The following is a 12932-nucleotide window of genomic DNA, read 5'->3' as shown; positions in this document are numbered from 1 at the left end:
TGAATATCAATATCACATAATAGACGCCATCTGCACCATTTATGCAAGATTATATGTTCTTGCTAGGTATGATATTTAACTTTGATGGCATATAATAAAGTGAGTAAAATAACTAGTTTACTCAAAATTCCTTACTATTCCAGTGAAACTCGATGTTTAACAGGGGCGAGCATTGCTAATTTTTCGTTATTTGACCACTGAAGTCTTCAAGTCGCAGGTCGCCGTATTTTTAACTTTGATGACTATTTTTGTGTCTCAAAAGTTTGTTGTTATATTAGGAGACGCCTCTGAAGGGGGTCTTCCAGCTAAACTTGTGCTTTCGATGATTGCACTAAAACTTCCTCAACTTGCTTCACTTATCTTACCTTTGAGTATCTTCTTAGGGATTATTTTGGCATACAGTCGCATTTATGCAGACAGCGAAATGACTGTTTTCAAAGCCTGTGGTGTTAGTGAGTGGTATGTGGTTCGGGTCACGCTTATCTCAAGTACTGCGATGGCTATTTTAGCCGGTGCGCTTACTCTTTATGTTGCGCCATGGGCCAGTGAGCAAGAATATCAATTAAAAGAGCAAGCCAAAGCTGATGCAGGCTTATCGGCATTACGTGCAGGGCGTTTTCAGCAAACGGGTAATGAGAAAGCCGTAGTCTTCATTCACAACATCGAAAATAGCGGTAAAGAGCTACACAAGGTATTTGTTGCGCAGTTACCAGATCGTGAAAAAGGTGACTTAGCCCGTTTAGTATATGCAGAGCGTGGTGTGGTGATTGAGCAAGATAACGGTGAGCAGCAACTTGTTCTTAATGACGGTAAGCGCTATGAAACAGATGGCGAGTCTGCTGCGTTAAACCTAACAGAGTTCGATGGTTACAGTGTACAAATTCAAGATCAAGAAATTGAGCATCAGCGTCGTAAATTAGAAGCTATACCAACGTTTGATTTATTCAAAATGAAAACCTCTGAAGCAATTGCGCAGTGGCAGTGGCGTTTAGCTATTCCGCTTTCAATTCCATTATTAACTTTACTCGCAGTACCTTTGAGTGTGGTGAATCCGCGCCAAGGTAAATTCGCTAAATTAGTGCCCGCAATCAGCTTGTATTTAGGGTACTTCATTTTATTGAATGCAGCTAAGTTTGCTGTTGAAGACGGTAAAATTCCACCTTCAATTGGTTTATGGTGGATCCATTTATCAGCCTTGTTTATTGGTGGTTTCTTGATTATTAAAGGTCGTCCGCTAGGCGCATGGTTAAAGGCAGTTGTGACTAAGCGGGAGTTAAGCGCATGATGAAAACACTCGACTGGTATTTAGGTCGCAGCATAATTCAAACCACCGGTTTTGCTTTAATGGTGCTGGTAGGTATTAGTACCCTCATTAAGTTTATTGAGCAGTTAAAATCAGTTGGCCGTGGTAGCTATGATATTGCAACTGCGCTGATTTACACCCTATACAGCATGCCGGGTGATTTAGTTATCTTTTTCCCAATGGCAGCCTTGATTGGTGGCTTAACAGGTTTAGGTGCATTGGCCTCAAACAGTGAGCTGGTCGTTATGCAAGCGGCGGGTATGTCACGCCTGCAAATTATTGCATCAGTCATGAAAACCGCTATGTTTATGGCGATTTGTATGATGGCGCTAGGTGAATGGGGTGCTCCAGAAGCACAGCTCAAAGCAAAAGAAATACGAAACCAAGCGATTTATGGTGGTGATGTATTTAATGCTAAGCAAGGTGTGTGGGCGAAAGATGGCAGCAACTTTATTAATATTGAAGATGTCGATCAGCAAGGCACTTTACGTGGCGTGCACATGTATCACTTTGATAAATCGTTGCAACTTACTCAAATTACCAAGGCAGAAGAGGCAATAAACCGTAAAGATGGTTGGTTACTTCGTGATGTAAATAAAGTCATGATCACGCCAGAGCAGATCAGTACTGAGCAGCACAAAGAAGAATTTTACGACTCGCAGCTGACCGCCGAAAAATTAGGAGTGGTGTCGGTTAAGCCCGAAGCGCTGTCGTTTACTGGGCTTTGGTCATATTTAGGTTATTTGCAGCAAAATGAGCAAGACACCAGCACTTATGAGCTAGCACTATGGCGTAAGATCATGCAGCCTGTATCTATTGCCGTTATGTTGTTAGTTGCTTTATCGTTTATATTCGGCCCGCTTCGCACAGTAACCATGGGCGCACGTATCATCATGGGTGTTATAACCGGTATTACTTTCCACTTAACTAATGAGATATTTGGTCCTGTGGTGATGGTTTACCAAATTCCAGCTGTGGTTGGTGCTGTGTTACCAAGCCTACTGTTTATAGGGTTTGCAACTTACCTATTGAATAAACGAGTTTGATAGTCGTTTAAAAAGCACAAAAAAAGCGTGGTTTGAGCCACGCTTTTTTTGTGCTTGCGGTATTGCTTAATCACTTAATCAAGTGAGCGATAAATACGTTTATTTTCTTCTTTGGTGAGGGTGATCACTTCTGTTTTTGCGATGTAATCTTGTAAGGCACGCTTATTTTTAAAATCTACCAACACCACTAAATTACCTAACCCTAATAGTGCAGTAATGGCTCTAAGTGCGCCTTGATGCCAGCTAATTAAATGACCATCGAGGGTTTGCACCTTCAAACGCCATGCACGCATACCAATAGTTTGGCCGCTCTTAGCCCAAAAATAGCTAAAGAAACTAACACTCACTATCACTAATAACACACTACGAAAGCCATACAATAATGGTGAATTTTGAATGAAAGCAGATACATCTTCAGCGTCACCAATACTTAGTAAGTCTAAAGAAATTAGCCCTTGAACAGCTAATAAATACAGTACGGTTGTCAGCATCGCAAAGGCAATGATAACCAAGGTATCGTAGATTAAAGAGGCAAAGCGGCGCCAGAAACCGGCACGTGGAAACTCAGCTGACATAAACAATCTCGTCCAATTAAATTGCGCAGTAGTTTAGCAAAGTCCTTCGCAAACAAGAAATACTTAACGGCCGTTTAGCAAGTCGACAAACAGGTCTGACCTGCTATAGTTGAGAAAATAATAAAAATGAGCACACAGTTATGGCCGTTTCTCAAAGCGAAACTCACCAAGTATTTAATCAACCCAAACCACTTGAAAACTACAACGCCTATGAGGCCGACAGGGTACTTCAATACTGGCAAAATCGTTTTGCTGGGCAATGGGGAACTGCGCATTTAACGGCGTTTGGGGAACAAGTGGGAGGTGTATTACTGCAAGCTGGGTTCTTAGCAAACAAACACTTACCCGAATTAACAACTCACAGCCGCTTTGGCGAACGCATAGACCAAGTTGATTATCATCCAAGTTACCATCAGCTAATGCAGCATGCTATAGAGCAAGGGCACAGCGCTTTGCCTTGGCAGCAAAAGAAAGCCGGTAGCCATGTTGTAAGAGCGGTAATGGCGGTGCTACACAATCATGCTGATCCGGGCTCTGGTTGCCCATTAACCATGACGTTTGCTAGTGTGCCTGCCATTGCGAGTCAAGAAAATGTAGCGGCTATGTGGCTACCTAAAATACTGGCAAATCATTACGATTCAGACAATAAGCCTTGGACCGAGAAAAAAGGTGTCACCATAGGTATGGCGATGACTGAAAAACAAGGCGGCTCTGATGTTCGTGCGAACACCACCAAAGCAGACGCCATCAATGAAAGCGGTGCAGGGCAATTATATACTTTAACCGGCCACAAATGGTTTTGCTCAGCGCCCATGAGCGACGCCTTTTTAGTACTCGCTAATACCGATGAAAAGCAATTATCTTGCTTTTTAGTGCCACGCTGGCTCGAAACTGGCGAGAAAAATGCCATGTATATTCAGCGCTTAAAAAGTAAATTGGGGAACCAATCAAATGCGAGCTCTGAAATTGAATTCAGAGGTGCACATGGCTGGTTACTCGGTGAGCCGGGGCGAGGCATTGCCACTATTATTCAAATGGTCGCTCTAACTCGTTATGACTGCATGCTGGGTTCAAGCTCGCTGATGTTACAAGCAGTAAAAGAAGCAATTTGGCATACAGCTGGGCGCAGTGTGTTTGGTAAAAACTTGCATCAACAGCCGCTCATGCTCAATGTACTCGCTGATTTAGCTATCGAGGCCGAAGCTGCTCTTGCCATTTCAATGCGTATTGCCAACGCCCTTGATAACCAAGATGATAGCAATGAAGTGGCATTAATACGTAGCGCCACAGCAATCGGTAAATATTGGATCTGTAAGCGGGCAGTGCAGCACACTTATGAGGCTATGGAATGTATTGGTGGCGTGGGTTATGTTCAAGACAACATTACCAGCCGACTTTATAAAGAAGCACCGGTTAACTCTATCTGGGAAGGCTCTGGTAATGTGCAATGCCTTGATCTTTTACGCGTGTTCAGCCGTGAGCCCGAGTCACTTGAGGTGCTTATCAATGAACTTGAAAAAGCGCGCAGTTTGCATCCTGATTTTGCGATAAAACTCGATGAACTAAAAGAGATGCTCACAGATACTGCAAACCTTGAAATGCATGCTCGGCGCATAATTGAAAGGCTGGCACAGCTTTGGCAAGCATCAACACTATTACAATTTGGCGAGCCACTTATTGCCGATGCGTTTGTAAAAAGTCGTTTAAGTGGTGCAGGGTTTAGTCAGTACGGCTGCCTGAGTCATGATATCGATTGTCAGGCGATTGTTTCGCGAATGATGCCAAAACTCTAAAGTTAACAACTTGTTTAATTATTGTGCGGTTGATCAGTGACGCCGCACAAAACGCTTGCTGCCTTACCCATTCTTTGTATAATGCTTGGCATAGAGACAAAAGCAGTTAAAAAAGCTTTTGCTCTAAAGTGGTTTTTCTTTATCTTCTCGTGTTTAGAAGGTTAAAGAAAAATGAAGCCAGTATGATGGAATTGGTAGACATGACGGATTCAAAATCCGTTGCCTTCGGGCGTGGCGGTTCAAGTCCGCCTACTGGTACCACTTTTTAACCCTAGCCAATTGGTTAGGGTTTTTTTATGCCTGAAAAAAGTAGTTAGCGGACTTGAGCGCCACGCAGGGCGTGGCACTGGAATAAGTAAAAGTCCACCTACTGGTACCACTTTTATGACCCCAGCAGTTTTGCTGGGGTTTTTTTATGCCTGAAAAGCTTTCAGCCATCAGCCATCAGCTGTCAGTTTTTAGCCGAGCGGTGCGGTTGTTGGGTTTTGAAAACAACCCTTACGTAAAAGCATTGTAGGAGGTAGTTTACTGCCGAACCAAGAAAACCGAACCAGCAATGCTGAAAAACATAATTCATGGCTAAAGCCATTCCTACGGGTACATTTTGCCTAGCGCCTAGCGCCTAGCACCCAGAGCCTAGAACCTAGCACCCAGAGCCTAGCACCTATAACTCAAATCTAAGTACCAATTCAGCCTCTATTAAAGCAACTTTTGTTCTATTTATAAGCGGTCAAGTTCGAACTATGCTTAGTCTACAAATAACCCCGAAAAATGTGTGCTTATTTGGTTGAAAATTAATCATTTAAGACTAGAGTACGATGGTGTTTGAATACATCTTATAATACAATTTGCGGTCTGAACTATAAGTGAAGTCAATCACTTAGTGCACAATATCGGTAGGGTAGCATAGCGTGGGTACATACGACTTAAAGCGTATTGTTGAAAGTATTTCAAGTCTTAAAAGTGATAACTTTTATAATGCAATATGCCTGTCTTTATCAGAAGTGCTTGGTGCTTCTTATGTTTTTTTAGCTCAAGTCGATGAGTCAACTTTGCATGCAACGACTATAGCTTTGTGTGCGCGTGACGAAATTGTTGAAAACATCAGCTACGATATCCGCTGTACGCCTTGTAACGATGTCAGCTGTGGCAGTATCTCTAGTTTCAGCTCGGGTGTTCAGCAGTTATTCCCTAATGATCAGCTACTTGTTGATATGGGTATCGAAGCCTATGTGGGTGTGCCTTTACAAAGTATTTCGGGTAAAACCGATACTATTCTTGTAGCTCTATTTCAGCATGAAATAAATGATGCGATGCAAATTGAATCTTTTTTCTCGTTATTTACTGGTCTTATCCAGCGAGAAATCGAAAAAGATCGCTTTATAGCTAAACTTGATTTTGCAAACCAATTGATTGAGCAAAGTCACGAAGCGATTTTTATTTGCGACCACAATGTACATATTACCTACGCGAATACCGCATTTACTAAAATGACGGGTTATTCGTTGGATGAAGTCTTAGGGCAAAATCCAAAAATTTTAAGCTCAAACAAGTATGACCCGCATTTTTATAAAGCAATGTGGCACCAAATTAATACTGAAGGTAAGTGGTCTGGTGAGATCACTAATAAAACCAAACAAGGTAAGTTGTACACGCAATTTTTATCGATAACCAAAATGCAAAATAATGGTGAAGATTGCTATGTGGCGTTTATTTTGGATATCACCGAGAAAAAAGAAGCTGAGCAGAAAATCTATTTTCATGCAAACCACGATCAACTCACCGGTTTGACCAATCGTTTTTACTTCAAAGAGTACTTATGCCAGTTGCTATCATCTTTGTCTTATCAAGATGATGAGAATACTAACTTAGCCGTTATCTACTTTGATGTTGATAAGTTTCAAGATATCAACACCGTTTACGGTTTAACCTTTGGCGATAAGGTTTTATGCGAGCTTTCAGAGCGCCTCGATGAAAGCTTTAAAGAGTCTGCTTTTTCGCGGATCGATGGTGATAGTTTCGCAATTTTACAAACTTATCAGCATGTCAGTGAACTTGAGCATGTTTGTAAACAAATTACCGCGTTACTTGTTGAGCCCGTTTCTATTGGCGGCATTAGTCAGCAGGTTTCAGTTACGCTGGGCATTAGTCAATTTGAGCAAGCGGGAACGGCGACTTCACAAGAAAATATCGAAAAAATAGCTCGTCGCTTAGTTCGCCAAGCTGAGCTTGCCACCTTAAATGCAAAACAAACAGGCGATGAATATCTGTTTTTCTGCAAAGAGATGGATAACAAGGTTAAAAAGCACAACTTACTGGTTGAGCAGCTTACACAAGCCGTAAAGAACAACGACATAGAAGTGTATTTTCAACCTATTATTGATATTGAAAATAATACGGTCGCTAAATTCGAAAGTTTAGTGCGATGGAACAACCAAGGGCAATGGGTATCACCTGCTGAGTTTATTCCGTTAGCAGAAGAGTCGCGGGTGATTATTCCCCTCGGTGAACTTGTATTGATTAAAACCTGCCAGCAAATAAAGGCGTTAGAAGCACAAGGTTATGAAAACTTTGTTTTTAATGTGAACCGTTCTTTATTTGAATTTACTGAGTTTAACCCTGAACGTAATGCATGGCTTGAGATTATTAAAGGGCAAGGGGTTAAACCATCACAAATTTCATTTGAATTAACTGAGAGTGTTTTAGCGCCAGAAAATACGAATCATCTCGATGTGTTAAAGCAGTTGAAGCAAGCTGGGTGTTTAATTTCGCTAGATGATTTTGGTACGGGTTATTCGTCTCTTAGTTATTTGCGCCGCTTCCCTGTTGATGTACTAAAACTAGATAAGTCATTTATTGATGAAGTGCATGTTGATTTAGGCGATGAAGCGCTGGTTAAATCGATTATTCAAATGAGTCGTGTTTTGGGTATTAAAGTCGTTGCTGAAGGAGTTGAAGAGCGCGAGCAATTGGCTGTGCTAACCGAAGCCGGTTGTGACTATATACAAGGCTATTACTTTTCTAAACCATTGCCAGCAAATGATGTAATTCCATTTTTAACGCAATTTTCTCGAGAGCAGTAGGTAATTACTGTATGATTTTGACATCAAACAGTTAGCAAAGCTTGTGATGTCAGAATTAACCGCAAAGCAAAACATAAAGGCGATTGTTACAGCCATTAAGGCCGAAGAACAATCGCTTAGATCGCATTACCCTATTCTTAACCAGCAAAACGCCATTGCGATGATTATTCTGCTGGCGTCGTTGTTTTCACTAATCGGTGTTGCGACACTTTATTACTTAGCGATTATTCCCTCGTGGCTTTGCATCATTCTGGCTGCCTTTATTACCTCGGTATCGCATGAGCTTGAGCATGACCTTATCCATAAGCAGTATTTTAGTAATCACCCTTTTATACATAACTTTATGATGTTAACCGTGTGGCTTATGCGGCCCAATACGGTTAATCCTTGGTATCGCAGAAAGATTCATTTACATCACCATAAAGTATCCGGCACCTCACAAGATTTAGAAGAGCGTTTAGTGGGCAATGGCATTAAATCGCCATTTTTAAGAGCCTTGGTCATTACTGATGGTCTGCTAGGTTTATTAATCAATACCAAGCGATTTAATAAAGAAATTAGTGGTTTTAAGTTTTTAAGCGTGTTTAATGCGGGCTTTCCGATTGCAACCGCGTATTTTGCGATTCTTTATGGGGTAATTGCTTATTATGCTGTGCAGTTTGTGCAGCCGTTTACATTGCCGCCGTGGGGAGCTGAGTTACTGGCGGGAGCTGAGTTTTTAATGGTGGTACTTATTGTGCCTAATATCATTCGCTCAACGTCTCTTAACTTAGTGACATCTTCAATGCATTATTATGGCGGTGTAAATAACTTGCTTGAGCAAACGCATGTGATCACCAGCCGTTGGTTTTTACCGTTTCAGTTATTTTGTTTTGATTTCGGCCGAACCCATACAATCCATCATTTTGTGCCGAACCAGCCCTTTTACATTAGGCAATTGATTAGCAAAAAAATACGCCTTATTATGGCCCAGCATGGAGTACGTTTTAATGATTTACAAAGCTTAAAACATGCCAATCACTATCCAGTAAAAGAGCAGCCACCTCAACAAGGAGTTTAATATGAAGGTTACCGGTCGTTGTCATTGTGGTGAGGTAACTTACCACGCAGAAGTGGATGAAAATAAAGTGATTAACTGTCACTGCACTGACTGCCAAATTATCTCGGGTGCGCCTTTTCGTACGGTTGTGGTGTCTGTGCCAGGTGGGGTTACCTTTACAGGTGCTGAGCCAAAAGAGTATATAAAAATTGCCGAAAGTGGTAACCAGCGTGCGCAAGGGTTTTGTGGTAACTGTGGTACGGCCTTATACGCGACTTCTGTAGGTGCAGGTGAGCGTATTTATGGCTTACGTATTGGCGCTATAGAGCAAGCTGATAAGCTTATCCCTAAAGCGCATATTTGGTATCGCTCACATAAACCTTGGCTCGATAACCTTAGTAATATGAGTGCCTTTGAAACCGCCCCTAAATAGCCGCGGTTTCATATTTATTGTTGGCCGATGGTGATATTTCGGCCACTTAAGTAACCAAATAAAGCACACAATAGGCTAGATGCAATACACAGCCAAAGTGCTCCCGCCCAGTTATTAAAATAACTATGTAAGGCGCCCGCAATAATAGGGCCTGTTGCAGCCAATAAATACCCGATACATTGCGCCATACCCGATAACGCCGCAGCTTGCATTGAGTCATGAGTGCGCAGGCTTACAAATGATAAGCCCAAGATAAAACAGGCACCTGAGCAAAAACCTAAGGTGACTGACCAAAGCATCGCAAAGCTAGGCGCAACTAATAATCCAACAGAACAAAGCGCACCAAGTAACGCTAAGCTTAGCGTTAAGATGCGTTGATCTTTTAATTTGGCAAGTAGTGGAATAAGCACAATACCTGGCAGCGCAGAGGCTACTTGAAAGGCGCCTTGCAAAGCACCTGCGTGCTGCGCACTGTGGCCACCTTCTATTAAAATGCTGGGTAGCCAACCTAGCATGATATAAGTGAAAAAGGAGTTAAAGCCAAGTAATAAGGTGATTTGCCAAGCAAGTGCAGAGTGCCAAATTTTGCTTTGTGTATTGTTCGACACATGTGCCTGTTTTGGCATGGTATGTTGCTTTAGTTGTGGTAACCACACCACAATAGCCAGCACAACCAATAAGGCATAACTGGCAAGCGCCAATTGCCAACCGAGGTCTTTATACTCAGCTAGCGGAATGATGAGTGCTGAGTAGCTGCCACCAAATATGCCCATTGCCAAAACATAACTAGACGTCATCACAGCGACTTTGTGTGGAAAGTCTCGTTTTATCAGGCTTGGCAATAACACATTACCAATCGCGATACCGACACCAATCACTGCAGTACCAATAAATAACACGGTGGCAGAATCAATAACACGAGAGACAACCCCTATGCCTATTAATACAAGGGCAATAAACAGTGATACCTCAAGGCCGCATTTTTTAGCAAGGCTTGCTGCCATAGGTGAAGCAATAGCAAATGCAATTAAAGGTAAAGTCGTCAACATGCCTGCTTGTGATGCATTTAACTTAAATTGATCAATGATCTGTTCAAGTACCGGTGCAATACCAGTGATAGGGGCTCGCAAACTGGCTGCAATAAGAAAAATGCCCAGCACTAAAAGAAGGTTACGAATTAGATTTTGAGATGATGACACGCTGTTTAGGAGTAATAGCAAGAGGTACATTTATCATACCAAAACACTAAACAGCGTGGGTGAACTATGAGATAGCTCACCAAATAATGCGGTTACTTAAAACTGATAACTTGCTGATAACATGGCGTTGCGCGGTCTACCCGGAAAGTAGCGGTCGCCACTAAATGTGGTGTAGTCAGCGCGCTCTGCATAACGTTCGTCGGTTAAATTATTTATTCGTGCAGTCACAGTAAAATTAGCTGATAGTTGCCACGCCGCTCTTAAGTTTACTAATGAGTGACCTTCGTAGCTATGCTGGTTTTCAGGATCAGTAAAGTAGCTGCTGGTGGTATGTAGCTCAAGGCCAACACGCGTCATATCGTTTGCTTGCCAAAGTAGCTGTAAGTTAGCGATGTTACGTGGTGCAGTATCAATGAGATTACCATTGATATTAACTCCGCTGAGTAACTGGTCATAACTGTATGTATGCTTGGCGTGACTCGCGGCTAACTGCATCGATAAGCTTGGCGTAATGGCATAAGCTAACTCAAGCTCAACACCACGATGCTGGGTTTGGCCATCATTGACGTAATAAAAATCACTGTCGCGGAAAATTGTGTTCTTTTTATTCATTGCATAAATGCTAACTACATAATGCAGCTGTGCTTGTTGACCTTTTAAACCAAGCTCTAGGTTTTTAGCTGTTTCAGATTTCAGATCTACGACATTTTGTTCGCGTTGTAACTGATAAAGCTCTGCCGCTTGCGGTGCTCGATAACCTTCTGAAGCATTGGCGTAGATAAACTGGTTTTTAGCATATTGATAGCTTAAACCAAGCTTAGGCGAAAAGTTAGTAAAACGATTTACACCGCTTTCTGGTCGAGAATAGCGACATCCACCCATTGCGCATGGAGTACCATCTTCTTTTGTGCGGCCAGCCAACATATGGTTGTTGTAGTCATATCGCATACGCTCGTATCGGCCACCAAGGCTGATAAGTAACTCATCAAGTTGCCAATCAAGATTAACAAATGGTGCTAATAGGGTGCTAGTTACTTGATAGTCGTAATGTTTACCTTGAGGCACGGTGGCGACTAAAAACGCTGAGCCTTGAGTGGGGCTGTCTTGATATTGTAAAAAGTCAGCATCTGTAAGCTCACCATCAAAGCCAACGGTTAACAGGCTAGAACCTGTTAGCTTATGCTGCCAGCTTGATTGAAGGCCAACACCTTGCTGAGCATTTTCTTCAAGGGGAGTACCCGGTAAAAAGTGCTTAAAGAAGGTCATGTTTTGATCGCGGATATAAGGCGTTAGGGTAAAGCTGTTAGTCTCATCTTGTGCCCAATTTAGCTTTGACCAAACACGCAAAGATCGGGCTTTACGAAATGCATCAGGATCAAAATTAGACTGAGCTATTTGCTCATCCTTATAGCTTTCAAAGCCCTCGATGTAGCCAGCTGTTTGCTGATCTAAATGGGTGTAAGTCAGGCCTGTACTTACACTTAGTTTTTCGCCATCAAAACGGTGACGTAGCGAGAGCTTTTCTTGATCAACACTTTCGTCATCACGATAACCCGTATCTCGGGTGATCGTGGCATTAATGCCTAAACCTTGCTGGCCAAAGTCACGCCCCGTACCAAGTTTGTAGCGAGTGTAGCCAAACGAGCCGTAATCAAAACCAAGTTGGTTGTGGTCATAGGTCGTATCTGGCGTGATCACGTTGACTACACCATGCACTGCATTTGAACCATAAAGGGCAGAGCCCGGGCCTTTCAGTACTTCGATACGTTCAGCCATTTCTGTGTGGGCTTCGAATAATTCATTGATGTTGCAAAAACCAGCTGCGCGAAGTGGAATACCATCTTCAGCGGTAAGTAAGCCACCGCAGGCACCAGCACCAGAAAGTACAGGCGAACGTAGAGCGGGTAAATACTCTTGGCCGTTACCGTGTTGAAGATTAGCACCGGCCACTTGCTTAAGGACTTGTTCAATATGGGTAGGAGCGATTAGGGCTAGTTGCTTTTGTGAAATACTGCTGACCACAACAGGCAGTGGATCTGCCAACACTTCGTTGCGCGAGGCGGTCGTTGTAATATGTTCTAGCTCATTATTAGCGAAAGCTTGATGGTTAAATAATGAGGTGCTCACAAGCACTGAGAGTATCGACAACTTCATGAAAACCCTTTGGTTAGGTACAACAAAAACCAAAGGGTAACTGCTTTTTAGGATGGGTAAAAGCTTTCGCGATTAATAACTTTGTCTGTTATGCGCTACGGCGATGTACGGCAAAACCTGCCAGTACTGCAACTAACCAAAATAAGCTACTGCCGCTGCTGCCGTTTCTGTGCGTTACATTCGCTACTTTTTCTTCTTTAACGCGGGTTTTCGTAAATAGTGCCAAAGAAGTTTAAAGAAATGTAAAGATTGGCTTTCTAATGTGTTGATATATACCCAAGCCACCTCAAGATGCAGAATTCAGCGT

The 12932-nt window shown here is 42.4% G+C and carries 10 protein-coding genes and 1 tRNA gene; 7 read left to right on the top strand and 4 right to left on the bottom strand.

Going from position 1 to position 12932, the window contains the following annotated elements; genetic code table 11:
- Positions 1-172 precede the first annotated feature (172 nt).
- Together lptF and lptG are read left to right on the top strand one after the other, a co-directional pair.
- A complete protein-coding gene (gene lptF / locus PASHI_RS14215; protein ID WP_062566119.1) occupies positions 173-1285 on the top strand; it encodes an LPS export ABC transporter permease LptF in 1113 nt (370 codons plus the stop codon).
- The gene (gene lptG, locus PASHI_RS14210; protein WP_054562714.1) at positions 1282-2349 is read left to right on the top strand and encodes an LPS export ABC transporter permease LptG; all 1068 of its coding nucleotides are present in this window, start codon (positions 1282-1284) and stop codon (positions 2347-2349) included. The genes lptF and lptG overlap by 4 nt, the downstream gene beginning before the upstream one ends.
- A 74-nt stretch (positions 2350-2423) precedes the next feature.
- Here the strand turns inward: lptG and PASHI_RS14205 are convergent, their stop codons facing one another.
- Positions 2424-2924, bottom strand: coding sequence for an RDD family protein (locus PASHI_RS14205; protein ID WP_062566118.1), 501 nt, complete (start codon positions 2922-2924; stop codon positions 2424-2426).
- A 140-nt stretch (positions 2925-3064) separates the two neighbouring features.
- Here PASHI_RS14205 and PASHI_RS14200 point away from each other — a divergent pair, with 140 nt between their 5' ends.
- The 5 genes from PASHI_RS14200 (at position 3065) to PASHI_RS14180 (ending at position 9272) form a co-directional block, all read left to right on the top strand.
- Complete coding sequence (locus PASHI_RS14200) at positions 3065-4717, top strand: acyl-CoA dehydrogenase family protein (protein WP_062566117.1); 1653 nt, start codon at positions 3065-3067, stop codon at positions 4715-4717.
- A gap of 176 nt (positions 4718-4893) precedes the next feature.
- Positions 4894-4978, top strand: a tRNA-Leu gene (locus PASHI_RS14195).
- Between the two features lie 650 nt (positions 4979-5628).
- Positions 5629-7800: a putative bifunctional diguanylate cyclase/phosphodiesterase gene (locus tag PASHI_RS14190; RefSeq protein WP_062566116.1), complete on the top strand. Its 2172-nt coding sequence runs from the start codon at positions 5629-5631 to the stop codon at positions 7798-7800.
- Between the two features lie 46 nt (positions 7801-7846).
- Positions 7847-8860: a fatty acid desaturase gene (locus PASHI_RS14185; protein WP_062566115.1), complete on the top strand. Its 1014-nt coding sequence runs from the start codon at positions 7847-7849 to the stop codon at positions 8858-8860.
- Position 8861: 1 nt separating this feature from the next.
- Positions 8862-9272 carry a GFA family protein gene (locus PASHI_RS14180; RefSeq protein WP_062566114.1) on the top strand — a complete coding sequence of 137 codons (411 nt, stop codon included), beginning with the start codon at positions 8862-8864 and terminating at the stop codon, positions 9270-9272.
- Positions 9273-9286: 14 nt separating this feature from the next.
- On the opposite strand, the gene PASHI_RS14175 is transcribed toward PASHI_RS14180, so the two are convergent.
- From PASHI_RS14175 to PASHI_RS22100, 3 genes are all read right to left on the bottom strand, one after another.
- Complete coding sequence (locus PASHI_RS14175; protein WP_082710946.1) at positions 9287-10501, bottom strand: MFS transporter; 1215 nt, start codon at positions 10499-10501, stop codon at positions 9287-9289.
- Between the two features lie 66 nt (positions 10502-10567).
- Positions 10568-12625, bottom strand: a complete 2058-nt coding sequence (locus PASHI_RS14170) for a TonB-dependent receptor (protein WP_062566113.1) — start codon at positions 12623-12625, stop codon at positions 10568-10570.
- A gap of 88 nt (positions 12626-12713) precedes the next feature.
- Positions 12714-12851, bottom strand: a complete 138-nt coding sequence (locus PASHI_RS22100; protein WP_175083251.1) for a hypothetical protein — start codon at positions 12849-12851, stop codon at positions 12714-12716.
- Positions 12852-12932 lie beyond the last annotated feature (81 nt).

The organism is Pseudoalteromonas shioyasakiensis (genome assembly GCF_001550135.1).
In the GTDB taxonomy this organism is placed as follows: Bacteria; Pseudomonadota; Gammaproteobacteria; order Enterobacterales; family Alteromonadaceae; genus Pseudoalteromonas; species Pseudoalteromonas shioyasakiensis.
The sequence above is the reverse complement of the archived record's forward strand: the minus strand, read 5'-3'. Positions and strand labels throughout refer to the sequence as shown.

Coding starts and splice junctions, on each gene's coding strand:
- lptG (WP_054562714.1), top strand. CDS start 1,282: ATGATGAAAACACTCGACTGGTATTTAGGTCGCAGCATAATTCAAACC.
- PASHI_RS14205 (WP_062566118.1), bottom strand. CDS start 2,924: ATGTCAGCTGAGTTTCCACGTGCCGGTTTCTGGCGCCGCTTTGCCTCT.
- PASHI_RS14200 (WP_062566117.1), top strand. CDS start 3,065: ATGGCCGTTTCTCAAAGCGAAACTCACCAAGTATTTAATCAACCCAAA.
- PASHI_RS14185 (WP_062566115.1), top strand. CDS start 7,847: ATGTCAGAATTAACCGCAAAGCAAAACATAAAGGCGATTGTTACAGCC.
- PASHI_RS14180 (WP_062566114.1), top strand. CDS start 8,862: ATGAAGGTTACCGGTCGTTGTCATTGTGGTGAGGTAACTTACCACGCA.
- PASHI_RS14175 (WP_082710946.1), bottom strand. CDS start 10,501: ATGTACCTCTTGCTATTACTCCTAAACAGCGTGTCATCATCTCAAAAT.
- PASHI_RS14170 (WP_062566113.1), bottom strand. CDS start 12,625: ATGAAGTTGTCGATACTCTCAGTGCTTGTGAGCACCTCATTATTTAAC.